This window comes from Shewanella sp. DNRA4 (assembly GCF_012843185.1).
GTDB classification, from domain to species: Bacteria; Pseudomonadota; Gammaproteobacteria; order Enterobacterales; family Shewanellaceae; genus Shewanella; species Shewanella xiamenensis.
Genome location: NZ_JABAIP010000003.1, coordinates 166,850 through 191,619, shown reverse-complemented (window position 1 = coordinate 191,619; position 24,770 = coordinate 166,850). Strand labels below are relative to the sequence as shown.

At 38.2% G+C, this 24,770-nt stretch carries 16 protein-coding genes and 1 pseudogene; 8 read left to right on the top strand and 9 right to left on the bottom strand.

The annotated features are described in order from the left end of the window. Positions 1-99 precede the first annotated feature (99 nt). The 7 genes from HG547_RS04505 to HG547_RS04475 all read left to right on the top strand — a co-directional run bounded on the left by HG547_RS04505 (position 100) and on the right by HG547_RS04475 (position 11,986). On the top strand, positions 100-1,437 hold the full coding sequence (locus tag HG547_RS04505) for a site-specific integrase (RefSeq protein WP_169547124.1): 1,338 nt from the start codon (positions 100-102) through the stop codon (positions 1,435-1,437). A gap of 974 nt (positions 1,438-2,411) precedes the next feature. Beyond that, positions 2,412-3,587, top strand: a complete 1,176-nt coding sequence (locus HG547_RS04500; protein WP_169547123.1) for a hypothetical protein — start codon at positions 2,412-2,414, stop codon at positions 3,585-3,587. A 99-nt stretch (positions 3,588-3,686) separates the two neighbouring features. Continuing rightward, on the top strand, positions 3,687-7,475 hold the full coding sequence (locus tag HG547_RS04495; protein WP_169547122.1) for an RHS repeat protein: 3,789 nt from the start codon (positions 3,687-3,689) through the stop codon (positions 7,473-7,475). Positions 7,476-7,627: 152 nt separating this feature from the next. Next, positions 7,628-8,806 (top strand): RHS repeat-associated core domain-containing protein, encoded by a 1,179-nt coding sequence (locus tag HG547_RS04490; protein WP_248278691.1) that lies wholly within the window; start codon positions 7,628-7,630, stop codon positions 8,804-8,806. 516 nt (positions 8,807-9,322) lie between these two features. Then, positions 9,323-10,153 carry a hypothetical protein gene (locus tag HG547_RS04485; protein WP_169547120.1) on the top strand — a complete coding sequence of 277 codons (831 nt, stop codon included), beginning with the start codon at positions 9,323-9,325 and terminating at the stop codon, positions 10,151-10,153. Between the two features lie 14 nt (positions 10,154-10,167). Then, on the top strand, positions 10,168-10,485 hold the full coding sequence (locus HG547_RS04480; RefSeq protein ID WP_169547119.1) for a hypothetical protein: 318 nt from the start codon (positions 10,168-10,170) through the stop codon (positions 10,483-10,485). Between the two features lie 973 nt (positions 10,486-11,458). Continuing rightward, on the top strand, positions 11,459-11,986 hold the full coding sequence (locus tag HG547_RS04475; RefSeq protein WP_169547118.1) for a hypothetical protein: 528 nt from the start codon (positions 11,459-11,461) through the stop codon (positions 11,984-11,986). Between the two features lie 258 nt (positions 11,987-12,244). Here HG547_RS04475 and HG547_RS04470 read toward each other — a convergent pair whose 3' ends face one another. The 9 genes from HG547_RS04470 to HG547_RS04430 all read right to left on the bottom strand — a co-directional run bounded on the left by HG547_RS04470 (position 12,245) and on the right by HG547_RS04430 (position 23,196). Continuing rightward, positions 12,245-12,568 (bottom strand): hypothetical protein, encoded by a 324-nt coding sequence (locus tag HG547_RS04470; RefSeq protein WP_169547117.1) that lies wholly within the window; start codon positions 12,566-12,568, stop codon positions 12,245-12,247. 109 nt (positions 12,569-12,677) lie between these two features. Continuing rightward, entirely contained in the window at positions 12,678-13,013 is a 336-nt protein-coding gene (locus HG547_RS04465; RefSeq protein ID WP_169547116.1) for a hypothetical protein, read from the bottom strand. A 52-nt stretch (positions 13,014-13,065) separates the two neighbouring features. Continuing rightward, positions 13,066-13,383 (bottom strand): hypothetical protein, encoded by a 318-nt coding sequence (locus tag HG547_RS04460; RefSeq protein ID WP_169547115.1) that lies wholly within the window; start codon positions 13,381-13,383, stop codon positions 13,066-13,068. 169 nt (positions 13,384-13,552) lie between these two features. Continuing rightward, positions 13,553-13,891 carry a hypothetical protein gene (locus HG547_RS04455; RefSeq protein WP_169547114.1) on the bottom strand — a complete coding sequence of 113 codons (339 nt, stop codon included), beginning with the start codon at positions 13,889-13,891 and terminating at the stop codon, positions 13,553-13,555. Between the two features lie 45 nt (positions 13,892-13,936). Then, entirely contained in the window at positions 13,937-14,278 is a 342-nt protein-coding gene (locus HG547_RS04450; protein WP_169547113.1) for a hypothetical protein, read from the bottom strand. A gap of 412 nt (positions 14,279-14,690) precedes the next feature. Continuing rightward, positions 14,691-15,083 carry a hypothetical protein gene (locus HG547_RS04445; protein WP_248278690.1) on the bottom strand — a complete coding sequence of 131 codons (393 nt, stop codon included), beginning with the start codon at positions 15,081-15,083 and terminating at the stop codon, positions 14,691-14,693. A gap of 464 nt (positions 15,084-15,547) precedes the next feature. Next, entirely contained in the window at positions 15,548-16,552 is a 1,005-nt protein-coding gene (locus HG547_RS04440; RefSeq protein WP_169547112.1) for a hypothetical protein, read from the bottom strand. 13 nt (positions 16,553-16,565) lie between these two features. After that, the gene (locus HG547_RS04435) at positions 16,566-20,207 is read right to left on the bottom strand and encodes a DUF637 domain-containing protein (protein WP_169547111.1); all 3,642 of its coding nucleotides are present in this window, start codon (positions 20,205-20,207) and stop codon (positions 16,566-16,568) included. A gap of 16 nt (positions 20,208-20,223) precedes the next feature. Further along, complete coding sequence (locus tag HG547_RS04430) at positions 20,224-23,196, bottom strand: hypothetical protein (RefSeq protein WP_169547110.1); 2,973 nt, start codon at positions 23,194-23,196, stop codon at positions 20,224-20,226. A 481-nt stretch (positions 23,197-23,677) separates the two neighbouring features. Here HG547_RS04430 and HG547_RS04425 point away from each other — a divergent pair. Continuing rightward, positions 23,678-24,607: pseudogene (locus tag HG547_RS04425) on the top strand (IS5 family transposase). Positions 24,608-24,770: the final 163 nt, after the last annotated feature.

Sequence of the window (24,770 nt, the reverse complement as noted above, 5' to 3'; positions counted from 1 at the left end):
TCAAATTTTTAGGTATTATTTTTCAGTAAGTTATCAAAAATTAGCTTGTGCTAATATCAACTTTGCAAATTCTTTGCAAAAACACCTCAGACACTGACCATGAGCAAACAACTCGAACGACACGATATCTCAGACGAATTATACGTCTATAAGCAGGACAATAGCGAGCGTTGGTACGCGCGGATTAAAGTTGCTGGCAAGTGGATTGCCAAAGCCACAAAGCAAAAGGAAAAAGAGAAAGCCATAGCCATGGCTCACCGCCTACAAATTGAAGTCGAATTCATGGCTAAACGTAACCTTCTCGTTAACTCGAAACGTTTTCGTGATGTGGCTGATAAAGCCATTCAAGTTATGGAGGATATAATCGAAAAGGATAAAGAAAAAGACAAAGACAAAGACAAAGACAAAGACAAAGACAAAGACAAATATAAACAGAAGCCAAAAAAGCACAAGCTAACAACCTACATTCAGGTACTTCGCAAGTACCATATCCCCTTTTTCGACCGCACTTACATCACCTCTATCGACAGTGACAAGCTGCGTGAATTTGATAAATGGCGAGCAGAGCAATTCGGCCGTGAGCCAGCAAAGTCGACGCTACTGAACCACAATGCAGCTATGCAGTTAGTGTTCAAAGAAGCTGTAGACCAGAAGTGGATGCTAGCCGCTCAAGTGCCATCCCTATCGACTAAAGGTGCTGAGTCACAGCGACGGGCGCACTTCACACCAGAAGAGTATGAAAAAGCCTTTGATGCCGTGGTTGCCTTGGAGGAAAACAGCCGTAAAGAAAAGACCAGACAAATCCGTGAATTGCTCATCGATTATATGGAATTTGCAGTCTACACAGGTATCAGGGCTGGTACTGAAATGGATAATTTAACGTGGGGCGATATCCGCTTCCAGACCAACGGCACTGCCGTTCATTTATTTATTACCGTCACCAAAGGCAAAACCATAAAGCATACTGGGACTCGTGAGATTGTGTGTCGTGAAGAGGTTCTGTCGAGCTTACAATCATTACGCGAACGATTCCCAAACAGGAAACCCAATGACAAGATCTTTCGATTAGCCGATGGCACTACAACCAATGAGCTGACGAAAACCTTTGAAAAGGCGCTAATCAGTGCAGGTTTAAAGAAATCCCCACATGGTGATAGGTCGCTTTACTCTTTACGCCACAGTTATATCACTTGGCAACTTTTAGCAGGGGTGAATATGGAAATCTTGGCTAAACAATGTGGTACTAGTGTTGCGATGATTGAAAAGCACTACAGCCATGTAATCCCTAAGATGTTCAGTAGGGAGTTGTCTGGTGTTGACCTCGGTGAAGTAACTGTCAAAAAGTCGATTAGAAACCGCAGTGATGGACTTCTTAAAATATTGAAAAATAGGTATAAAGAGTGGGAAGCACACTATAAAAAAGTTGGGTGTATCTAAACCACATCAGAATTTAACTTGGCCTCAATCACTTAACATTCATAGCTTACAAATTCAGGAGCTTGACATGGCACTATATAAACGCGAGTTTGGTGAAAGCTTTAATTTAGGCTTTAACCATTCCGAATTCCCTTGGTTGGTTAATAAGAGTTTTAACTGAAATTTGTAGATTAGATAATTTTAATGCTAAGCAACATAACTTAGCATGTAGGAATTTTCGTTTCTAACTTAATTTGTGGCAATTTCGAATTATAAACGAGAGCAACAGAGCGTTATCTAAGTTCTACAAAAGTATGAAAATTTATCTCTGCCACATTCTCATCTGGGAGTATTTTAGTCAGATCCGCACTTTTGGAAATATCGATTAACTTATATGATGGCTTTATTCGATGAGCAGATTTAGGGGACAAAACACCGAATAATGAGCAGATATAGGGAGCAAAGTACCGAATAAAAAGTGTTGTAAAATATGAGAAGCCTATATATTGTTTAGTTAATAAACATATCGTGTGTGTTACATTATTTAAGTAGCTTCGAAATATCGATTAGCTTATATAATTGCTTTATTCGATGAGCAGATTTAGGGAACGAAACACCGAATAATGAGCAGATATATGGAGCAAAGTACCGAATAAAAAGTGTTGTAAAAGTTGAGGCACCTATATATGGTTTAGCTTGTAAATGTATCGGATGCGCTACGTTGTTTATGTATTATCGAAATATCGATTAGCTTATATGATGGCTTTATTCGATGAGCAGACTTATGGAACAAGGCACCGAATAAAAAGTGTTGTAAAAGCTGAGGCGTCCATATATGGCTTAACTAGTAAATATATCGAATGTGTCTCATTATTTATGTAGCAAAAGACACCTAGCATAATATTACACCAATCAGAAATCAGAGTGTTGGTGGTGATGACATATTAACGTATAAGGATACGTTTCTACTCTACTTATTATCAAGGAGAATTACTATGCTTAATAAAAAAGTAAATTATAGATTAGCAATCGGCTTATCTATAGCAACATTAGTCCCTATAAAAACCTTTGCCTTTGTCGCACCAGATAACGCTAACCCGGTGAGAAGATTAAGTATTATATCTTACCAAACCCCACAGGAAAATGAAAATATTATATATTCGAATGGTAACATGCAATCCCCTCTTTTGGTAAAGTATGAGCTCAGATCTGGTTTTGTTAATCCCGTCATTACACTCAAAGAAAAATTTACGCAGAATCCATTCCCAATTGATAATTGGCAAGTGAGTTCAACAAAAAATAACTATGCAAAGTTTATTAATACTTCTTCCCCTTCCCCTTCCCCCAAAGTTACTTCTACCAGTAGTCAGGGGATCGGGATGCAAGCAACTCAAACTTTTTACGTGACCAATTCGTCAAAATCAAATGAATCTATAGAAGTATGTGTTGAGCTTACCGCCACTCAACTAAGTACCGATAGCCAAATAACACAAAGTACCTGTAGTTTTGATCGTTCAAATGAAGATTTTGTTACCATTTCAACCAGATCCCCAGTGATATATGACAGAACTGATTTTACTCTGAGTCAGGTTCACGATGGAGTTAGAGATAATGATGCAGGCTATTGGGGAGAAGTAGAAGCCAGATATTATGAATTAACCGTAAACGACAAGAATAACGTCTTCAATGTGGCGAATTCAGATGAGTTAGGTATTAGAGAGCCAAATGGAAGCGGACAGGTATGGGCTAACCCAACAAATAGTCCTATTGTTGTGGCAGAAGGTAAAACGTCATATTCGCTAGAATTTCTAAGTGACAATGCAACTGAGTATTTGTCCAATGATGCCAATGGAGAAACAAGCTTCACTTTAAACACACGTTCAAGCGCGGAACGCCCAATATTAAAAATTGCAGCCATTTGGGGAGATAACCTACGTTTATATACCGCAGCTAGATACGAAGAAAGATGCAACGGAGGAGGATGGTTGACTCAATCTTGTGAAAAGGTAGCAATCAATCCTTACACGAAGTACACCTGGCCCGCGGATGGTAATAGTCGAAGCAGAAAAAGTAAAAACATTGTTCTAGTTGATGGATATGGCAATGAGTACAGCTTTACCTTCACAATCGATGGGAACAACTGGTATTTTCAAAATCTGAGAGTCTGGTAACTCTCTATAAATAGGGAAAAGTCTAGCGCCTTTTCCCTAACGCATCACCACTTATTAAATATTGAATAACCATATAGCTAAGGTTTAGTGGAGCCAACAATGCCTAATATAGTTACAAATGCATCTAATTTTTCAGACTATATATCAACCGGTGTAGATCCTAGAACAGGGCTATATTCTTTTTCAATAAAAATAGCGAATTTCTTATCACATAAAACATCCGGAAGCTTATTTTCCTTAATGTTACACTACAGTGCTTCGAGCACTTATGACATGGGTTTTGGACGAGGTTGGGGCCTAGCCTTATCCCGATTTGATAGAGCAAGTAATACCTTATCCTTATCTAGCGGTCAAAACTTCAAAATAGAGTGGAATTTTGAAAAATCTGAATACGACATACCATATAGAAGACTTAAAGATATCAGGGTCTTTTATCTTAGCAATACAAGAGAAATCCAAATAGTTTACAAGGATGGTCGACAAGACTTCATCGACTACGATGAAGGAACTCTTAAACGCATGGTATCTCCTCAAGGGCTTGTCATTTATTTTGACTATGCAAGCAGTCCTTCAAGCCAGGAAAATGCGTTAACGACTATTAGGGATGGGATGGGAAGACAAATAAATATTGATTGGAGAAGCGAGCCATCCAAAGTTATCATTACCCATTCTGTAAATAATGCTGAATATCAAAAATTTTACTTTATCACAGGAGGTAATGGTAGCTATACACGGTTGACACAAGTTAACCTGCCTGACGATTCAACAATATCTATAGAGTACGAATTTTCCAGAATAAACAATTACGATCTTATAACAAAAGTAACTTACCCCAGTGGGATGGTAGAAAGCATATCCTATCTGAATGAAGGGCATTCTCTCCCTTCGGGTGCACCTATAGCCAAAGCACCATATGCAACAAGGTATGTCGTTGGTGTAGGTCAAAACCAACCAGATCAAGTCATTAATTATAACTATTCAGATAATAACTATCTGGGATTTGGAGGAGAAAATAATTTTATTCCCAATGAAGATCCATTGTTCAGCGCTACAGCTGATTACGTCTACTTCAGCGATGAGGTTATTAACGCAAGTCAATCCGTTAAACGTTATTACAATAAGTACCATCTCGAAATCCAAGTTGAATACCGAGAAAACGGTACGCTATATAAAAAGGAAGTAAACTCTTACTTCGCCAACCCCAATACCAATATTAACTCACAACCAGCTAATTATACCTACTTAAAAGAGAAGCAGATTACGTATTACGAGAACAGCACTGAAAAGACATATACCTTTGAGTATGACTACGATGAGTACGGGAACCAAACCTACAGCAAAGAGGCTAACGGAGACGTAATTAGAAGACAATTTTATCCAGCCTCAGGTGTAAATGGGCTATGCCCAAGAGAGCCAAATGGTTTTGTATCGTTTTTAAAAAATGAAACTTTCGAACCCGCAACAATAAGCAATGGCGAGCAAGTTCGGACTACGACAATGACATACAAGGCTTTACCTCGTATTGGAGGCGGAGAGTACGTTCTGATCAAAACCCAGACAGACAGGCTCAGTACTGTGATATACGAGTACTTCGAGGATGAAAGTGCACCTTTAACCTATGGGCGTATGAAAAAGCAAACCACAACAATTAATAACAACAATGTGGAAGTTGAAACCCAATATACCTTTTCTGACAACACACTAACCACAACGCAAACTACAACCACTCATGACAACAAAACACTGACATCTTCTTCAACCATTGCTTATACACATGGTAAAGTCGTTGAGGAAATTAGTCCTATAGGTGTTACTACAAACATTACTTATGACTCGCTAGATCGCGTCATCAGCCAAAGCACTGCATCAAGTACAGAGTACGCCGCAACCGTCAGATACGCATATCAGGTAGGCGACAATGTAAATAACGTAACGGTTACTGATGCAAAAGGAAATCAGATTGTCGAACACTATAACAATGCTGGAAAATTGATAAGAATTGAACAAACTGACGACGACGGCGTACTCAGATTGTTAAGCGAATCACAATACAATGCTTTTGGTCAACTTATAAGCCAAACACAAAAAGACTATCTGGGTGGTCACCCCCTGACATTGCTAACCCAATATCAATATAATGCAAGAGGGGAAGTCAGCCAAATAATTCATCCCGATGGAAGAGTAGAAACTAGCAATCAAAACTTGGTCACCCTCATCTCAAGCTTCTCGGTGTCCGGACTGATGAAAGAAGTAAGTACTTTTGATATAGCTGGTCAATTGTTGTCAAAAGAAACCCTGAATAGTAAAGACGAGCGCTTAGCCTTCTCTCAATACACTTATGATGGTTATGGCAACATGATAACCACGATTGACACCCATAATCACATAACCCGATATTCCTATGACGACGCTGACAGATTAATATCGGTCAGGCGTGTCATTGATCATATCAGCATAGATGTTACCACTTTTTATGCCGATTTTAGCAATGAAGCGCTACCCGTAGAGACCAAAGTCAACGATATCTCTCTAGGGAAAATAAGCTATGACGGCCTTTATCGAATCATCATGGAAAAAAGCACATCCGGTGTAAATGTCACAACCTATGAAGGTGCCGATACACTACCTACAAGTCAATCGACAGCGAAGGGAGATACCCTCAATTTCACCCATAACAAATATCTACAACAAATAACATCAACCAGTGTTATCGGGAACGCAGCATTGACCAGCATACAAAGCTATGACCCTGTCACAGGTGAACTCATAACTAATAGAAATGCAAATAGCTCTAATCAATATACCTTTTCACGGAATGGTAATCTAACTCAGGAGCAAGTAACCCTAAACGACGGTACATTGCGAATCAGTCAATATACATACTCTCCTGCGGGACGATTGTTGTCAGAACATGATTATTTCGGCAATACCACAGTCTATACTTACGATATTTATGGTCGTCCAAACAAAATATCGTCGACCTCAGGGGAGATTAACACCATAAGCACACTTCATTATGATCTCTATAGTCGTATACATCGCTATGAAACTCAACAGGGGGACGATTCAGTATCTGTACGCTTAACATTCAATGATATAGGCCTTGAAACGGAACGTCAGGTGTATTTCAACAACAGCCTAGCATTTACCCTCAAACAAGATTACAACACGGATCTGCAAATCCGCCGCAGGGAATACATTCAAGGCTCAGAAACCACAACTGAAACTATGTTGTATGACGGTTTCCATCGTTTGACAGATTATCAATGCACTGGTGTTAATGCACCCCGAGATGAATCTGGTCGTGCCTATAGACGCCAGCAGTTTAGCTATGATGTATATGGAAATATAACCCAAGCTGTCAGTTCCTTTAGTGACAATACCACAAATACTGCTGACTTTTACTACGACGACAGTGACCCCATGCGCTTGATTTCGGTGTCAAATTCACATCCAGATTACCCCAGCAACAAAATCCTAAGCTACGACATTGCCGGCAATTTACTCTTTGACGATAAAGAACGTCACTACACCTATAATGCATTGGGTCAGATGGAGTCAGTACATAGTAGCAATAACCAACTACTGTCTGAATACAAGTATGATGGCAATAGTCAGCTCGTTTCGCAAAAACAAGAGGATGTCCTGATCTATTTGTACTACCAAGGAGAATCTCTAGCTAACGAATTATCTGAAGAGGCGCATACCAGTTACCACAAACTACAAGGCGCTGTTACTGGTCGAACCTTGCAATCTGGAAATTCTTATCAACACCAATTCCTGCTTAAGAATGGTCAAGACAGCACGCTGGAGACCTGGACTAAGATACAGGAGAGGCAAGATCGTGCTATGGAGCTCAGAAACTATAGCCCTTACGGACTTGGCTAACAATAAAAGGGTAAGCCTCCACCACACACTTTTCTAACTTGTAAGAAGAACTGATTATGACAAATAACTCAAATAAACAGCGCTTTGCTCCGCTCGAATCTCAGAAGGTAGATTCTGCTCGTCGCCGCTTTTTAACTCACACCGGTTTAGCTATGACCGCTGCGTCCCTAGCAGTAAGGGTCCCGCCTGTAATAGCGCAATCGCCAGCGAGGCCAGCCTCAAGCAGCCGCTTGGCCCCCAACCCACTCGGATTTACCGGGCAGCGTTTAGACCCAGTGACGAGACTATATCACCTAGGCAATGGCCACCGGATATACAACCCCAGCATCATGCGTTTTCACGCTGCAGACAGTATGAGTCCCTTTGGAAAAGGTGGAGTAAATAGCTATGCCTATACCATGGGTGACCCCATTAACCTCAAAGACCCCAGTGGCCACTTTGCCATACTTAGCCTGATCATCGGGGCGATTGTCGGGGCGATTGCTGGCGCCGCGGTTTCAGCTGTCGCTGAAGGGATAAGCTCGGCAGTACAGGGTCGTACCTTTGATTGGAAACAGGTCGCCATTGGTGCAGGTATCGGATTTATCAGTGGCGGTTTTGGTGCCGTTGCTCAGGGAGGCAAAACCGTGGCCCAGGTAGGTCTTGCTGTAGCTGATAGCGTAGTTTCTGGCGCCGCAGACTTTGGGCTAAATGTCGCTACTGGAGCTTCCATCGAAGACGCAGGAAAAAGCGCAGGTGTGGGTGCCCTTATCGGTCTTGCCACCTTTGGTCTTGGCAAAGGAATAGGAAGAGGTGTAAGTAAGTCAAGGGGGAGCTCAACGTCATACGCTCTGTCTCAACTTCCACAGGAAGTCCAAATGGCATCGCTGGATACGCCAAGACTCAGCGCACTTACGAACCATAAGCAGAGGCTTTTCGACAATGAGCTGCTTCAATATCGACAAACGAGCCAAACGCATGCTCATATAAATCGAATAGGTGGTGCCGCAGACCTTACTCATCAGCTTTCACAGCCGGGTAGGCATAAGTTTGTATTAGGCCGCAATGACAGGCTGAACATAGGCACAATTAATGGCGTAAACCCTAAATCTCTGTCGCATCCGGTTCTTGCTCGTGGAATAGGTGAAGATGTTATATCTGCTGGCTATATAGGTCGTGACAGATTGGGAAACATTTATGTCACCAATCACTCTGGCCATTATCGTCCATCCTATGAATCTTTATCTCCTATGAAAGAAACTCTGGGAAGAATGGGCGTAAGAGTACGCAAGGTAAGGGCTGGAGAAAGGCGGCCTTGGTTTTTGTTTCTTCATGCAACTAAAATTCTTTAGCCTTTACGCGGCTTTTTGAAACGCTCATTTCATAAGCAGCTTCTAGGTGGGCGTTTGTAGGGATGAAAGGGTGGAACCATGCCATCTCAATCTTCTTCAACAACCATTATTATCTACTTGTGAAATAAAGCCAATCGAGTATACAAGGTTGGATATTAGGGGGAAATACCATACAATGAAAATATAAAGAACTTTGTTTTCCGATTTATATCATAAAAATAACTAAGACCATATTCACTCACAATAAACAGATAAAAATACAAACAACAAATAAAAAAACAAAAACACAAAACATAACACGTAGTAGATTGACTTTTACTATGAGTGCGGGTTACTTGTGTAACGAAACAGTTTCATTGATATATAAAAGCTAATGACAAGGAGTCTTAAAATGAAAAAAATCGTTTTTATATTGCTAATTTATTCCACATCTGCAACGGCATACTACCCTACTTATGTATCGAAAACTAACCATTTGGTAGAAATCAGCCAAAAAAATCTGGACAATGGAATAGTTTGGCCATTCTAAATGACGAAACCATAGTAAAACCAATTCACGATGAAACAAAAAATATCTTAATGTCTATAAACAGAAAGTTATTTATCGCGACTGATTCAGGTGCAAAAAAATTAATAAACAACATTCCAACATTAAAATATAAAGAACTGAAACATATTACGTTTAATGGACCAATTGAAACCAAAATTACTACGCAACACAATGGGATAGTATCTGCAGAAGTAAAAGGGTTTGCTCTTTCAGCGGAAGTTAAGTTTGACATGTTAGGTTTTACGCTATATGGAAAAGTAAAAACTTCAGAACTAAACTTCTCCGCAGATTACAACGTAATTAATGGGCAAGTTTATAACATTCGAGATAATGGTAAAATGCGCATCAATGTTGATATTGACGGAGATGGCATATTAAATAATCTAGCAGCTGAAGCTGGTGAGTATCTACTAGCTGTATTTAAACCTAATTTCTTTCAACAAAACTTAGACAGCTCAATCAGCAGTATTATTAACAACAACTATTATATAGCAGGAATCGAAAGTGTAGTCCCTGATAACACTTGGGTTATTAATGGTATCGACTTAGGTGTCGAAATAAAAAACATAATAAAAGGCACATCGTCCGGAAAATATCTATCATTAGCAATATCAGAAAACAACCATAAATATTACACTGGCTGGCTCTACCGAACGTACTATATGAATAAAGTTGAATTTGATATTTCAGGGAACTACAAAGTCGTATATGGTAATGAACCTGTTTATTCTACAGGATCTTGGATCAATCCCTGCGCTGGACCAGGCGGAGCTAATCATGGATGTTATGAACCTTAGAAAAGGAGTTTAATTTGAAAAAGCTAATTGCTACGACATTAATTTGTTTCGCTGTATCAGGGTGCTCTTCGCTAAATGAAGCCAAACTTGATACAAAATCCCCATCAAATTATATTGGAGAGAATGTAAAGGTAACAACTATATCCGATAAAACATTTGAATTTAAGGTTGAAGGCGCAACTGAACTTGCGATGTATGGAGAAGGTAAAACTATCAATATAGCAGATATAAAAAAGATAGAAGTGGAAGAATTTAGCCCACTTAAATCTTTTTCACTAGCAGGTGGACTATATATGCTAGGCGCAATAGTTTTAACGATAGCTGTTTTATAAGAGCATCCCCTACCTATCTTAGGTAGGGGATTTCGGTAATTTTCTATCTTTTGTATAAATTTCCAGAATGCAGCTCCCTTGATATAAACCCGAAAATGATGCGTTATTTACAACAGAGTTTTTACGAAATGACACAAACAACTTAATCCAATCTAATAATATCGCTATCATTTTTAGTCACATGGAATAAGATTTACTCCAATAACTCACGATCACTCGGCTTACCCTTTACAGGTTTCACCTCTAAAGAACGGAGCCCAACAAATGCTAACTGCCTCATAGCACATTTTAATCAGAAATTTTCTAATTAACGCTGCCAATTGAACTCAGAAATGTCCAAAATTGAGCGAGAGAATCAGACTTGCCTAGTCTGTTTCACACGCCGAACACTATCATTTTTCATGAGCTTCGGGTTAACAAAATTTTGCCCCTTTATGAGTTAGTGCTGTTGATCAATCTAAAATATTTATTTCGGTTTGCCATATATTTTCTAATTTCAGATGATCTGCAAGAATGAATCTAAAACGGTAGCCAGTATTAATTAGCCACTACACTTAAATATGCTGTTGAAAATGCAAATTTAAAGAAATAATGTTATTCACGCTAACATATAATCTTGATTTGAAAAAAGCAGCATTTTAATAACTGTTAACATGCATAAATCGTGTGTTTTCGAGCAGATTTAAGCTGTTTTCGAAGCTAGTTGCTAGATTATGTCGACAGTCTTCACTTATGCATACAGAACGCATAAAAAGTCAGATTTTGACTCATCTCAGACTTATAAATCAGTTGTGTGACATTTCTACATTACGAATTTTTATAATGCAAAGCTCTCAAAAAAATTTCTATACCAAGAGTGCGTTCAAGACAAATCGTATTACATAAATGAAGATAAACCTATAATTTTTTTATAGCTTTTCTAACCTTAACCAGGTAGGGTTATCAATTTACCATAAATTCTATATGTATCATTATGCCAAAACATTTTGCATCAATAATCTTAACAAGTAGCATTCTGATTATTGGTTGTTCTAGCAATACAGGGACTAAAGTTACCTTTTCAGATTCTACTCGCTTAATTTACCAAGGCAACAGCGCAGCTATGATGTCAATGATAGGAACTATGGGCATAGCTATAGGAGTAGCGATTGATGAAGGTATAGCCAAAGAAGTAGAGGCAAATTTAGAACCCCAAAATGGTAGTAAAGCAATTTTAACTAATTGTCTTAACTTTCAGTCAATACAACACCCAAATTCAATGCTTGAAGAAATTAATATAGAACAGGTTTTGCTCATTCCAAAAGATAATGGTTTTTACATCACCATCAATGGGGTAGCCAAAAGCGAGGGGGAACTAGTGACCTTTACAGAAGGAAAAAGGGAATGGGGGCAATCTGCCCAACTCACAACACTGAAAACTGACGCGAATCTTACTGTAACGTTATTAGATAGCGCATGTGAAGGACTTTGGCAAAGCCTTCTAAAAAACGTTACTAAGTAACCCTAGAACGTTTTCTTTGTCTGACCTGAGTAATAAAATCAGATATCTGATAACATTGCCATCATTTTTAAAGCAGAACTTAATATGTAACAACGAGTAAAGAACAAGCTGGAATAACTCGACTCATCATATAACTTAAACTACTATAAAGGCAGTCTTATTTACCTATTGATAGAAACTAATTATATTGCAATTAAAACTATTAATCACACTTATGATATTTAAAATAGGATGATTAACAATTAAATAGTACGTATACTAATGCACTGTATCAATATACACTGCATTTAACTTAGCTCTATCATCATAACACCCTCCAACCCAACCGGAAATCTTTCTATTAGAAGACGCTGCGGCAAGAACAGCAGAAAACATTTTATCACTATTTTTGAACTCATCAGATAAAATTATAAGTTGAGTGGTAATCGAACATCCTGTAGGATTACTATGATTTTGCTTAAGATAAATATCGACACGATTCTCTCTCACAAACACACCATCAATTTCAACCAGATTAATATTACCAACAGCCTTGACGTTGAACATAATTAAACAGCATAGAATAAGCAATATATACTTCATAGCGACACCAATATAAAACTCATAAACACCACTCAAGATGAGCAAATTGAAAGTTTGAAGATATTAAATAACCATATTAGAAATAAATCTAATTAAGCACTAAAAAGCACTAATTTTCTATTACTAATGTTTCAATGTCCTCACCATCTCCCCATCTATTACAGGCTCCAGAACCAATAATCGTGACCTTCTTCCCTGACAGATAGGCGGCTAGCACCATACTAAATTGGCTTTTCCCATAGGTAGTGTTTTCATCTTTTATCATCCAATATTTGTAGTGCCCCTGAGTACATGCGGGCATATCGCTACGCTCCCCCGATAAAACTACCCAATGCAATCCATCGCTTCGTACATTAATTTGTGTAATTAAGCCACTTTGTCCGCTTGCAAACACTCCTGATGAATAAATAACAAAAACAAATAAAATAGATATCACTATTTTCATGATCCACACCTAATTAATCAAATTAAAATTTATCATAAAACACTTTTATCAACTATGGTTCGAATATAGCTAAAGTAGTAGCGAAACCATTGGTATCTACAGCAGCATCATAAACAACATTAACAGTACTATCGCTTTTTTTCGCTGCCAGTAACAATGATAAAAAGCTTGACAATGAAATATCATCTCTTTTCACCGTAAAATGAGACACGCCGGATGGCATGGTCTGTAATTTAAAAATCAATGCCCCCTTCCATATATCATGAGTCCAATTACTGCTGTACAAGTTGATCTGAGCAACTTTCGCAGCATGCTCAGCTGAATAAACATTGAAACTAAATAGCATAAAAAATATTAAGAACAATTTCATAAAAATACCACTTTTAAAAAACTAAAAAACTTTAGAGTAAGTAAACACCAACGGTATCTCACAGAGGATTACGTTCATGAATGCAACCCACAAGTTCGACTATTACTATACTCCTTGTTAAGAGAGCAGATAATAAAAAACAACAAGAATATGTACTTTATATGACACCTTAACTCATAACAATGTAGCCAATATGGCAATGATTATTACCAGATGTCTTTTCTTGATTTGTGTAAATTGTAATATTTTTATTTGCAAGATTCGCAGCAATCAAGACAGATGAAAATGTTTGATAATTACTATCAGATTGATTTAAATAAGCCCATTGATGCTCATTCCCACATAATTTTGGAGAACCTTCCAACTCAATTCTTAAATCATAATTATTATGACCTGTAACGTGGATAGCTCGTACTTTACCATAAATCATTCCGTCCCATGCGATAGAACGAAAGGGGACTAGAGTAAAAAATAAGAAAATTGGTAGAAAATACATATGACTCTTCATATAACATCCTAAATTTTAAGATAAAGATCTACGAATTACATCATTTCAATAAACAATAACATGCCCTACGCTACTAAATGATGATCCTTCCCAGTGCGTTGTTCCACATGGCGGAATAATAAAAATATCTACTTCTCTGCCAGCCATATGTGCAGCAAGTAGCAAATTATAAAATGTTTTTTGCGTATTTGGATAAATTAAAATATCACCATCAGCTGTCGTTTTGCATTCACTTGGATTAGCAGAACTTGAAAGCTTAATTAACAACCAATCATCCGATACCGCATATAGCTTTGTAATTTTTGCCTTACCGGACCACCCCATCTGGGCACTACTGCAGCTAAAAGAGATAAACACCAACACTCCAAACAATAATTTACTCAACATTCTTTATTCCTTAGTAATACACAATTAAACATCAGTCACATTACTAACTGTTATTTATTCAACATCACATAACTAGGTAGTGGAGAATTAGTGTAGGTAGGAAGATTTAAACAACTCAGTGTACCACTTGAATCTGAATACATCATTGTTATGTCTTTATCATGCACTATCGAAGTAGTTATTATCGAAAGCCATAAACTACAAGTCACAGTATCAACGCCATTACTTCCATCAGTGCTGCAAATTCGCGTGTAGTCATTTCGCCAACTACCTTTTAAAATTAAATTTTTATTACTATCAACATAAGCATTTGTAACTTTCCCTGAACACCAAAAGGTATTCGAATTTGCAGTACCAGAGAAAAGCACTACATTCATTGATATATAAAGAACATTTAAAAATTTAGCGTTTATCATTTGAGTGAACCAATATACGTTGGTGCAGGAGCGTTACCATAAGTAGGTAAAGTTGCACAATCACCAGTACCTGAATAGTAAAAAATTGCCTTTTTATTATTATTTTGAGTAGATTGCAAAATCGAAACCCAAAGCGAACAAGTTACTGTATCAATATTATTCCAGGTGCCATTGGTATTACAGATAACAGTATAATCACCACGACCTGTATGGAGCACATTAACAGTGCCATTTCCATATATTAAAACCCGATGCACATCTACTTCACAATGGTAATCTGCATAACTACATAAAGAAAACAGTGAAAATAATATTAGAAAAATCATCCTGACCATATTACTTTTATGCCTTCTCATAATGCACCATTTATGTATTAATGATAAATTCATTTGATTGAACCGTAAAATCATGTCTAGTTGAATGAAACGATAAAAGTATCATACGTCTTATCGACGATGATTGACATATTTCACGCTTTGAACAAAGCATAACCAATTTAGATATCAAGATAATCAAATGCTAGTCTTAAGGTGTTAATCAACTTATTTCGCAACTGAGCGTTTCATCAAACAAAACAAATGCATATAATTCTATAAATGTGCCATAACTGCACAACCCAATATGTATAGTTACTAAATATTTCAAATATATTCTAGCTATCCATAATAACATAACTCTGCATCAATTTCTCGGCAAAGCTGATTCATTTAACCTCAAACAATTAGTTGATAGATTTGATAATCACGGCTTACATACCTGAGTAACTGAAAGCGAAATAACAAACTCCACATGCTTACACTTATATCACGAACACTTAACTGTGGTATTGTGGAGTTTGTAAACTTGAAGATTTTTATAACCGTTTAGCAAAAATAGCATGTGCGTCAAAATCTTGGGTGTACATTCGTGTAAGCGTTTTGGTTAACACCTCATCGGCCGCATCTTCAATCCGCTGTATCCCCGCCGTGGCGACATAGTCGCAAAATGCTGTGGAGACCTGTTCAAACAAAGTTGTTATATCGCCAAATGCCGGATGACTAAACTGCGGATTAGCCAACCCCCTGAGGTCTCGAAGCTTTAGCAGCATTAACGCTGTCAACGGTATGTATGACAGATGTCCATTGTGGAACTCAAAAAAACATTTTTTATCGCCGATAACTGCTTGTTCTACCTGATCATCGCAGAGGGTTTGCAGCATAGTACTGATGAATTCGATATCCTGTGTGTCCCAGTTATCTAAAAATGACGCATAGGGGAAAGGAGCCGTTTTTCGCAGTGTCACTTGCACTTCACTAGCAAAAGGCGGCTCGATATGTCCCAAATAACGGCCATACAGCAGCACCAAAAAATCGCCAATAAAACCATGGGAGCGAACAATCCAGCCCGAACGCCGCGCGGTTACATCAGCATGGTACAGCTCGTTCGCCTCTTGTTTAAGCCCAGCTAATAGCATCAGCACAAGCCGAAACACGCTGATTGTAGGCCACATAGCGTTTGCGATCCCGCCAGTTTTTTCTATCGATGAGCAATATTTATAGTAATCAATGGCGGTTGCAAAATAACCGTAAGCGAGCGAACACATCAGCGGCGTCACCTCAAGCCTGCCTGATTCTATATACGCAAGTTGCGCCACATCGGCGAAATAACATTCGGGTACGCCTAATTCGGAACCCAACAACTCCCAATGGCGAAAGTCCTCATCAAATTCGCGGTATGGCTGAATTCTCTTAAAACCTTCTGTAACCCCGCTGTCAGTATAAAGAGGTAGCAAATACTGGTTATACTCAAAGATATTTTTGGCATAATCGCGCATATGCTTACGACTGCGGCTGCGTTTATTGATAAATTTAACTAACATGGTGTGCATCCTTTTACTTAGCTGGCGTCAAGTGTACCGTAACTGTTCCGTACGTGCCTACCGGTGGCACCTTAATCGTGGCCAAAAATGGCTTTATTGGATAATCAGTAAGCACAATATCTTGTGCCATCTGTTGAGCGGTTGGCGTGATATCCTTACCAGCAATTTTCCCTTTTTGAGCATCTTGGAGCCAAACTCGACCACGGTTAGTTAAGTTCAGCGAATTGGGATTCGGGTGCTTACCTCTAACACTGGATTTGGCTTCAATTAACCATACAGTTTTATTAACATGGTCAATTGCCAGTAAGTCGGGACCATTGTTAGAACCATTACGAACGATATCTGTAAATTGTAAACCTGTAGCTTTGTTCATTACGTCTAAGGCTACATACTCACCTAAAAAACCATCATTTTTGCCATTTGGTGTCCAATGGCCTAGATCCATCGAGGCAATAAACTCTTTATTGCTTACGGTACTAAGATCTAACTTATTATGCGTTGCATCATATACATCAATCCGATTATTGGGTGATGCTGAACCACTGGAATGATTTATGTGTGAAGTAATTTTAGAGACAGTATCTGCTGTCAATACATCGTTACGTTTAAGCCAATCGAGCATCTCCTCCATTGACTTAAAGCCAGGAATAGCCTTCCCAATAATTGCACCAGCGGCTTGCTCTTGCAGCCAAGCACTTAATAGCTTTTGCCCATTTTCAGGATTTTTTTGCAGCTCAGTATAAATTTCATACAATTCATTTGCGGTTAAAGCTAAATCAATTGCTTTGAGCACCATCAATGCAATGGGGATCAGGAAAAACGCATTATTCTCTGCAGCATTTTCAGCAGATAATGCAGCTAAATCTACATCACTGCCAGCTATCAATGCTGACATACCACCCGCTAATTTGGCTAAGTCAACACCAGCTGCGCTAAACTCTGCTACACGAGCGTTGAAGTAATCCTGAGCAGCATCTGAAAGAAGAATGGCCTCAATCTGAGCGTTTGATAAACCAGCAGCTTTAAACCCTTCTACTAGTTGGGTGTGTTCTTTACCGAACTGTTCCAATTTCTGGGTTTTATAAATATCAGCAGTGGCTTCGCCAACAACTGCTCCACCGGCCCCTGTTATACAACTTTCTTTTGCATTACCAGTGGTTGTTCCTGCAGAACTTGAGGCTAAACCAAGCACACATCCACTGCCAGCATGAGCGAGATAACGCATTACGCTATTAATATCTCCGGCTTTATATGCCTTTCCTATAGAAGTGGCCATATACTTGCCGAGTGTATTAATACCTGTCGATTTTAAACTGGCAGTGAAACTATCACCAAAGTCCTCGACGCCGCCTCCTTGAATGACAGTAGAAATACCTGCTGTGACTGTGGCTCTAACAACAGCTTGAGTTGCTTGGTTGCCAAGCGATACAAGTGTATCGTTCGTCAATAACGACGCATCCGGATTCACTTTGCCAAAGAAATCGACACCGACATCGTTAATCAGTTCATTCACAACGCCAGCAGTAACCATTGATGTGGCAAGTGAACGGATATTATCTTCTGAGACTAAATGTTTAATTGTGCCGTCAATTCCCTTACCGCTCGCTAACGCTGTTGCTGCTTGCGTTGCTAAGGCAACAGCACCAGCTTGAAGGCTGACAGCTGGAATGCCTAAACCTGTTAATGCTGAACCAATTGTACCTGTGCCTATCGCTGTTGCACCTGTACCTGTAAGACCTATCGCTCCAGGTCCCATAGCAACCGCCATAGCAATTGCAATAATGGCCATTGCTGTGGGGCTTAAATTGCTGGTCTTTTTATGAATTCTCAGTTCTACAAGCTTTTGGTAAATCAGCTCAATATTTTCAGAATAATCAGGATCATTGTAGACATCATTCATCCAAGCCAAGTCGTCAGTTGTAGCCATTTGGGAAAGAACTTCTTGAAGTGACTGGTCTTCTTTTTGGACAATATCCAGTGTTATTCCATGTGTAGCATGGATTTTTACGCCACCAACGATCGCATTATAAACGGCTGTCTCTGTCTGGTTTTGGATAGTCTCGGTTTTGATTTTCCAAGTTGTTTCCTTAACCCAATTGTAAAAATAACTATCTTGCTCTTTAGCAAGTAGTAAATTGACTTTGCCGTTTCTAGCACTCAGCTGCGCACCGTCAGCAGATTTTATTTTAGTAGCTTTAAGAGTTATATCTCCAAAATCAGAAGATATAAGAACATCACGCCCTGCTTCTAGAGCAGTACGAATTGCAATTGTTTGAAATTGCTGTTCCTGCAAAGTAATATTTCGCACTTTTCCAGAACGAGACGAGCTAAATTGATTAAATTCATTACCAATATAAACCCCTTGCTCTGCAAGTATACGAAGGTAACCGGACTCTGAAATCAACTTTGCAGCATTAATTTCAATCGCCCCTGATGCCAACAGCATTATGTTGTCTTTCGCACTCAAGCGACTACCGACATACTCAACAATGTCTTGTTTCTCGTTATAACCACCAACAGGTTCATTCCGATTATAAGTTGTAAATTGAGTAGTTAGCTTTATGCTTCCATTTGCAGCTAAAACTATATTGTTTCCAGATATTGTACCACCAGTAACTATAAGGTCCCCGTGGGAGCGGATCGAAATATTACCATTGGTCGCATCTATACTCGCTATTTGTCCTAAACGAGTACCTTGTTCATATTTAGTTGCAAATCGATGCACTACAGTTTTTTGCTGATATTGATTAGCTATAATATTGACATTATCTTTAGCTGAGAAATGACCGGAAAGATTTTGTAAGGTGCCACCCACAATTAAATTCAAATCACCATCAGCAATAAGACTAGCACCTTGGCTAACAGTAAAGTCTCCGGCAGTATTGATAAAAGTGCCTCTGCGAGAATATATTGTACCCGCATTAACTGTTATTGTATTAAACTTAGCCTCATCTCCAGAAAACTCAACTCTATGGCTATCAACCAATAAATTGGCAACGGTTGCATCAGTAAGATGAACTATTGGAACTAAAACGGACTCTTTATTAATGACCCTGATTTCAGGCCAAATAAAATTATGCCCAAATGAGTTAATCTGTGCTCGAGTAATCTTATCACCAAACTTTGACGATGATACCGCACTGAATTGATAAGCATTATTATAAAGATCATTTATTTGCTCAATCTCGTTTGAGTAGGAGTCACTAATTAAATTTCTATTTAATAGGTTAAATATTTGAGCCCTAATAAAACGTGATTGAACATATTGATCTCCAATACGCTTACCTAGTAAATAGTTAGGCACGAACACAGTAATACCATTATTAATGATCGGTATCATCTGTGGTTTAGGCAATGAGCCTTTTCTAAACTCGATTAGTTTCTTATGCAATGACTCAATGGTTTGCACAGTCAAACCTGCAGAGTCATTAATATAAAATACTTTCTCAAACTGTCTATCTTTATTATAAACTCGCTCAAACTGAGGGTTCGAGTTTACATCAGACTCAATAAATGAATCAGAAAGTAATTCAACAGCTTGCACAGTGGCCGGCAAACAAATCTGCAACAACATCAAGAATGACATGAAACAAGCTGTAATCCTTTGCCACAAAGGAGAAGCAACAGCTATATTTTTCTTCGTTTTACTATTCATATATGCACCCTGTTGCTTAACGTGGCAAATAGTTCATTAACTCAGCAACAGAAACTCGCTTAGTTAAATCATGGGATTCAGAGAAACTTCTAGTTCCGGCATATTGCACTGTGACAGTATATTGTTCGGTCTGTTTGTAACTAACCAAAACATCATTGTCACTTAGAGAATAAGAAATAAAACTTATCGTATTAGACGTGGTTCCTTTTACTTTACCATCACGCACCTGTTTGAAATTAGCACTCCAAAGATTAGAATCGATTGGCAATGTAGATACGTACTTTTTAGCTGCATCACTGTACTGCTTTTCAGTGTAATGCTTATTATCAGTATTATTTGATGAACACACTGCTTTACCTGGTGAGCCTGCTGCTGATTTCATTAAAACTTCAATAGGGATTCTAACACTATAACTTTCTGTAATAACATTCGTATAAGGGGCATGGTTATAGCCATAGAATGTATTTAACTGCTTATATCCAATAATGGCAAAACACCCATCAATAGAATAAGACGAATATGAAAGTAAGCTACTAACACGAGTGAATGCCTTCCTCTGAGAGTCTGTCCAAGTAACTGGTTGAATAGGTAGAGAGGCAACGTAAGCCTTACTTGCAGCTTCCAGTTGTGAAGGAGTATACCCAGTAGCACCTAATTCACGATCTTTAGCTTCCTCACTTAGCAACCAATTTATACTTACCTGGAAATTATTGTTTTTACAGTTACTATATTGGCGATTAACGCCCCATCCTTTAAAGACTTCCATTTTACACTGAGTCCTAACTCCGGAAAGAATATCACCTTGGACTTCAGAATGTTTGACCGTTCCATATTCATAATCATTATTTTTATAGAAGAATGGTGCCAAATATTTATTGATAGCTTCAATTTCTTTAGATTTTCTTACATTAATATTTGCAACTACCAAATCGGCTTGTGATGCAACATCTTTATCAACACCATAAATGCTCCCATTAACTGAAAATAAAGTTTCAGCTTCCGCAAGTGTTGTCACATTATCACCATCACAGGTTCGAAACATTAAACAGTCACGTATGCCATGCAAATTTGTATAGTCATAATTTTCGGATACTTCTAAACCAATGGTTTTGATTTCAGTTTGATGAAAGTGTGCATCATTGAAAATTTCAAAATAAGACAACTCATTAACAAAACTTTCTCGTTCCGAATCATTAGTACTACCATCACTAAATAAAAACTCACCAAAAGAATATATCCTTGCTGGTGGAGAATATGCAATAATCTTAGCTACAGTACCAACACCTGCAGAATCAAATTGACGCCCTTTGTCTCCACTCATTGTCATCTGATTATAAACATAATTTTCCATTTGCATTCGATAGCGCTCATTACTTAGTTTCGGGCTATTTATAATAAACTTTCCTGTTTGATTTACTCCGATTATGCCAGAAGAGTTCAGAACATAGTTAGATGCTTTAATTTCAATTTTATTCTCAGCTCTAACAGAAACCTGATTTGAAAGTTTATTCTTAATAGAAATGCCTGCAGTCCAATCATCTGATGACGATTTAACAATAGAGTACGGGTTAATATTTTCAAAAGCTTTAGCCTGGATAAATATATTATTTGCAGAAATATTAGCAGATAAGTCAGTTGCTAGAACACCTGATTCATTTACATCATAAAAAACACCAAGTTTGAGAGATGTGATATCAGGTATAATAGGAAGGAATTTTACTTCTCTCGAAAACACTCTTTTGTCGCTACGAGAACCATTAATCACATTTCCATTATTAGATTTAAGAACAACCTCTCCAGCTTTAATATCACCACCATAACTATTAGAAATGTTCCCCTCTGCCTCAGCACGAATAATTTTAGATGATAGCCTGCCTGAGTTAAAAATATTTCTCGCCGCAACTTCAGTCAATGTTGACTGAACATAACCAGCGATATAAGAATCTTCACCTGATATCAATGAAAGATCATCGCTGACAACTGAAGCATTAAGATCTAATCTATTTATTGATTTTATAAGAACTTTATTATCAGAAGACAATTTTCCTTCAGCGACAATATTACTTAAACTATTCTGGGATGATTTTTTTCCTACACTTTGAACAAAAATACCTTCTATAGGTGCATAGAACTGCTCATTTAATGTACTCGTCGATATAACATCAGATATAGTACTCAAATCAGCTGTGGGTGTGATTTTGATATTCTTAGGACTAATAATTGCAATTGAAGCGGCACGAACTTTTGCACTTAATAAAAAATCCTCTGGAACAACATCCGCAGAGACAATTCTCAAATTCTCATAGTCAATTACCATCTTCCCTGGATAAAAGTTAATTCCGCCAGAACCAACGACCTTTCCACCATTAGGATGAATAACATAACCACCTTCTGGGTGAACATCCGCTCTCATGTTAATATCAACAGTTCCGACAACAGATATATTATCAGCAATAAATTCTAACGATTGAACACCTGGAGATATCAAATTTGACACTTGAATACTTCCAGACCCAATAGCTGACAATTTACCAACAACTCCAGAGCTATGTACTAACTGTTTACTATCCATTGATGCATTAGCAAAAGTGACCCTTCCTGCATTATTAAATGAACATCCTGCACAAGTTAAAACAGATGATGATACAAGTATTATATTCGCAGGTGCGCCAATAATTTCAATTTCATTTGCTATAGAAATGTTTTTTGATTTAATGATGATTGTGTTTGCAGGTGCGACACTGTCAGTAAAGCTGTTGAATATCACAAGTTTTTTAGAAGAGATGGAGAACATAGAAAACTCATTATACGATATTCCACCCGACGGTTTATCTATGATCAAAGTATCGAAATTCGAAGCTTCTTGTGAGATAAACTTACTCTCACCACTGCCCGCTAAAACTGATACCGCACCGTATGTCATACCAGTAAAAAAAACGTTCAAGGCTAATAGTGTGAAACAAAAAAACTTAAAATTTGTGATTCTCATAACATTCCATGTCTTTTGACATTTGGATTAATAAAAAATTACCCTAAACATTAACATAAATACTTAAAATGTATCAATACAGGTTTAAAAAAATAATTCAGACAATATACAGAATAAAGAACTGATTGACAAAACAAAAACAATTAAACAACAAAAAACTCACTTAAAATAGAGTGTCAACTTCAGAAATCAAAACTTTATTATCAATATTCTAAATTGCAGGAATACAAAAGTTTACTATCTAAATAAATATGCGAAGACCACACAGTATATTAAGTAAAAGATTAATCAGTAAACATTTACATTTAGCGTAAGTTATCTAAGTGTACCTAATTAAGAGTATACTCAGGCTTTGTTTCCTAAATCGGTTGAACTAAATCAGTAGCCGCTGATCTGATCGACACAGCCTATCAACTAACCCCTCAACCGAGCCAAAACTAGCTATAGAACAACCAACTGGAAGCAATACAATCAGGCTTAAATTAATCGTGGCTCATTTACCTTCTGGATTGATGAAGGCGCTATTGCCCACTGGAAGGCCAATGCAGAGCAACCAGGGAAAGGTCGCCCTCGCGAGTTTAACGACTTAGCCATTACCACTGCGCAGATGGTTAAACGTGTTTTCTCTATGCCACTGCGAGCGCTGCAAGGCTTCATTAACTCGGTGTTTAAATTGGGTGGCATTTTACTAATGTGTCCAAATCACACTTGCATCAGCAAACGCGCAAAAACGGTCGATATTGCTTTTAAAACCAAGACTCGCGGCATCATCGAGCACTTGGCACTTGGCAATCGACTCCACAGGCTTAAAGGTTTACGGTAAAGGTGAGTGGAAAGTGAAGAAACACGGCACAGACGGAAAGCGCAGAATGTGGCGTAAACTGCATATTGCCGTAGATACACATACTCACGAGATTATTGGTGCAGAACTCAGCTTATCAAATGTGACCGACGCTGAAGTCATGCCGAATTTGCTCAAACAAACCCATCGTAAAATCCGCAATATCTCAGGTGATGGTGCTTACGACACGAGATCCTGTCATGATGCCGTTCGTAGAAAACGCGCTTTAGTGCTCATCCCGCCTCGGGAAGGTGCAGCGCTCTGGGAACAAGGACATCCAAGTAACTTAGCGGTCCGTTGGCAACAACTTCATGGCTCAAAAAAACAGTGGAAGAAGCGCTATGGGTATCATCGTCGGTCAATCTCAGAAACTGCCATGTATAGGGTAAAGCAACTACTCGGTGGCAGATTAAGCCTGCGAAATTATAACGGTCAAGTAGGAGAACTTACGCGATGATAAGGGCGTTAAACAAGCTCACTAGGCTAGGTATGCCTGAAATTCACAATATATTAAACAATTATGAGGGGCTTTGTTCGCTGAGTCGATTTAGGAAACAAAGCCACAGTTAACACGTAAAGTGACTCATTTGTACTTTAATAAATCTTAACATGCAGAAATCGTGTGTTTACGCGCATTTTTTTGCTATTTTTGAAGCGAATTGCTCGATTTTGTCGATAGACTTCGATTATGCATACAGAACTGCATAAATAGTCAGATTTTGACTCATATCTG

What these genes read in the sequence shown, in the direction of transcription:
- HG547_RS04505 (WP_169547124.1), top strand. Translation starts at nt 100, where the DNA reads ATGAGCAAACAACTCGAACGACACGATATCTCAGACGAATTATACGTC.
- HG547_RS04500 (WP_169547123.1), top strand. Translation starts at nt 2,412, where the DNA reads ATGCTTAATAAAAAAGTAAATTATAGATTAGCAATCGGCTTATCTATA.
- HG547_RS04495 (WP_169547122.1), top strand. Translation starts at nt 3,687, where the DNA reads ATGCCTAATATAGTTACAAATGCATCTAATTTTTCAGACTATATATCA.
- HG547_RS04490 (WP_248278691.1), top strand. Translation starts at nt 7,628, where the DNA reads ATGACCGCTGCGTCCCTAGCAGTAAGGGTCCCGCCTGTAATAGCGCAA.
- HG547_RS04475 (WP_169547118.1), top strand. Translation starts at nt 11,459, where the DNA reads ATGCCAAAACATTTTGCATCAATAATCTTAACAAGTAGCATTCTGATT.
- HG547_RS04470 (WP_169547117.1), bottom strand. Translation starts at nt 12,568, where the DNA reads ATGAAGTATATATTGCTTATTCTATGCTGTTTAATTATGTTCAACGTC.
- HG547_RS04465 (WP_169547116.1), bottom strand. Translation starts at nt 13,013, where the DNA reads ATGAAAATAGTGATATCTATTTTATTTGTTTTTGTTATTTATTCATCA.
- HG547_RS04460 (WP_169547115.1), bottom strand. Translation starts at nt 13,383, where the DNA reads ATGAAATTGTTCTTAATATTTTTTATGCTATTTAGTTTCAATGTTTAT.
- HG547_RS04455 (WP_169547114.1), bottom strand. Translation starts at nt 13,891, where the DNA reads ATGAAGAGTCATATGTATTTTCTACCAATTTTCTTATTTTTTACTCTA.
- HG547_RS04450 (WP_169547113.1), bottom strand. Translation starts at nt 14,278, where the DNA reads ATGTTGAGTAAATTATTGTTTGGAGTGTTGGTGTTTATCTCTTTTAGC.
- HG547_RS04445 (WP_248278690.1), bottom strand. Translation starts at nt 15,083, where the DNA reads ATGAATTTATCATTAATACATAAATGGTGCATTATGAGAAGGCATAAA.
- HG547_RS04440 (WP_169547112.1), bottom strand. Translation starts at nt 16,552, where the DNA reads ATGTTAGTTAAATTTATCAATAAACGCAGCCGCAGTCGTAAGCATATG.
- HG547_RS04435 (WP_169547111.1), bottom strand. Translation starts at nt 20,207, where the DNA reads ATGAATAGTAAAACGAAGAAAAATATAGCTGTTGCTTCTCCTTTGTGG.
- HG547_RS04430 (WP_169547110.1), bottom strand. Translation starts at nt 23,196, where the DNA reads ATGAGAATCACAAATTTTAAGTTTTTTTGTTTCACACTATTAGCCTTG.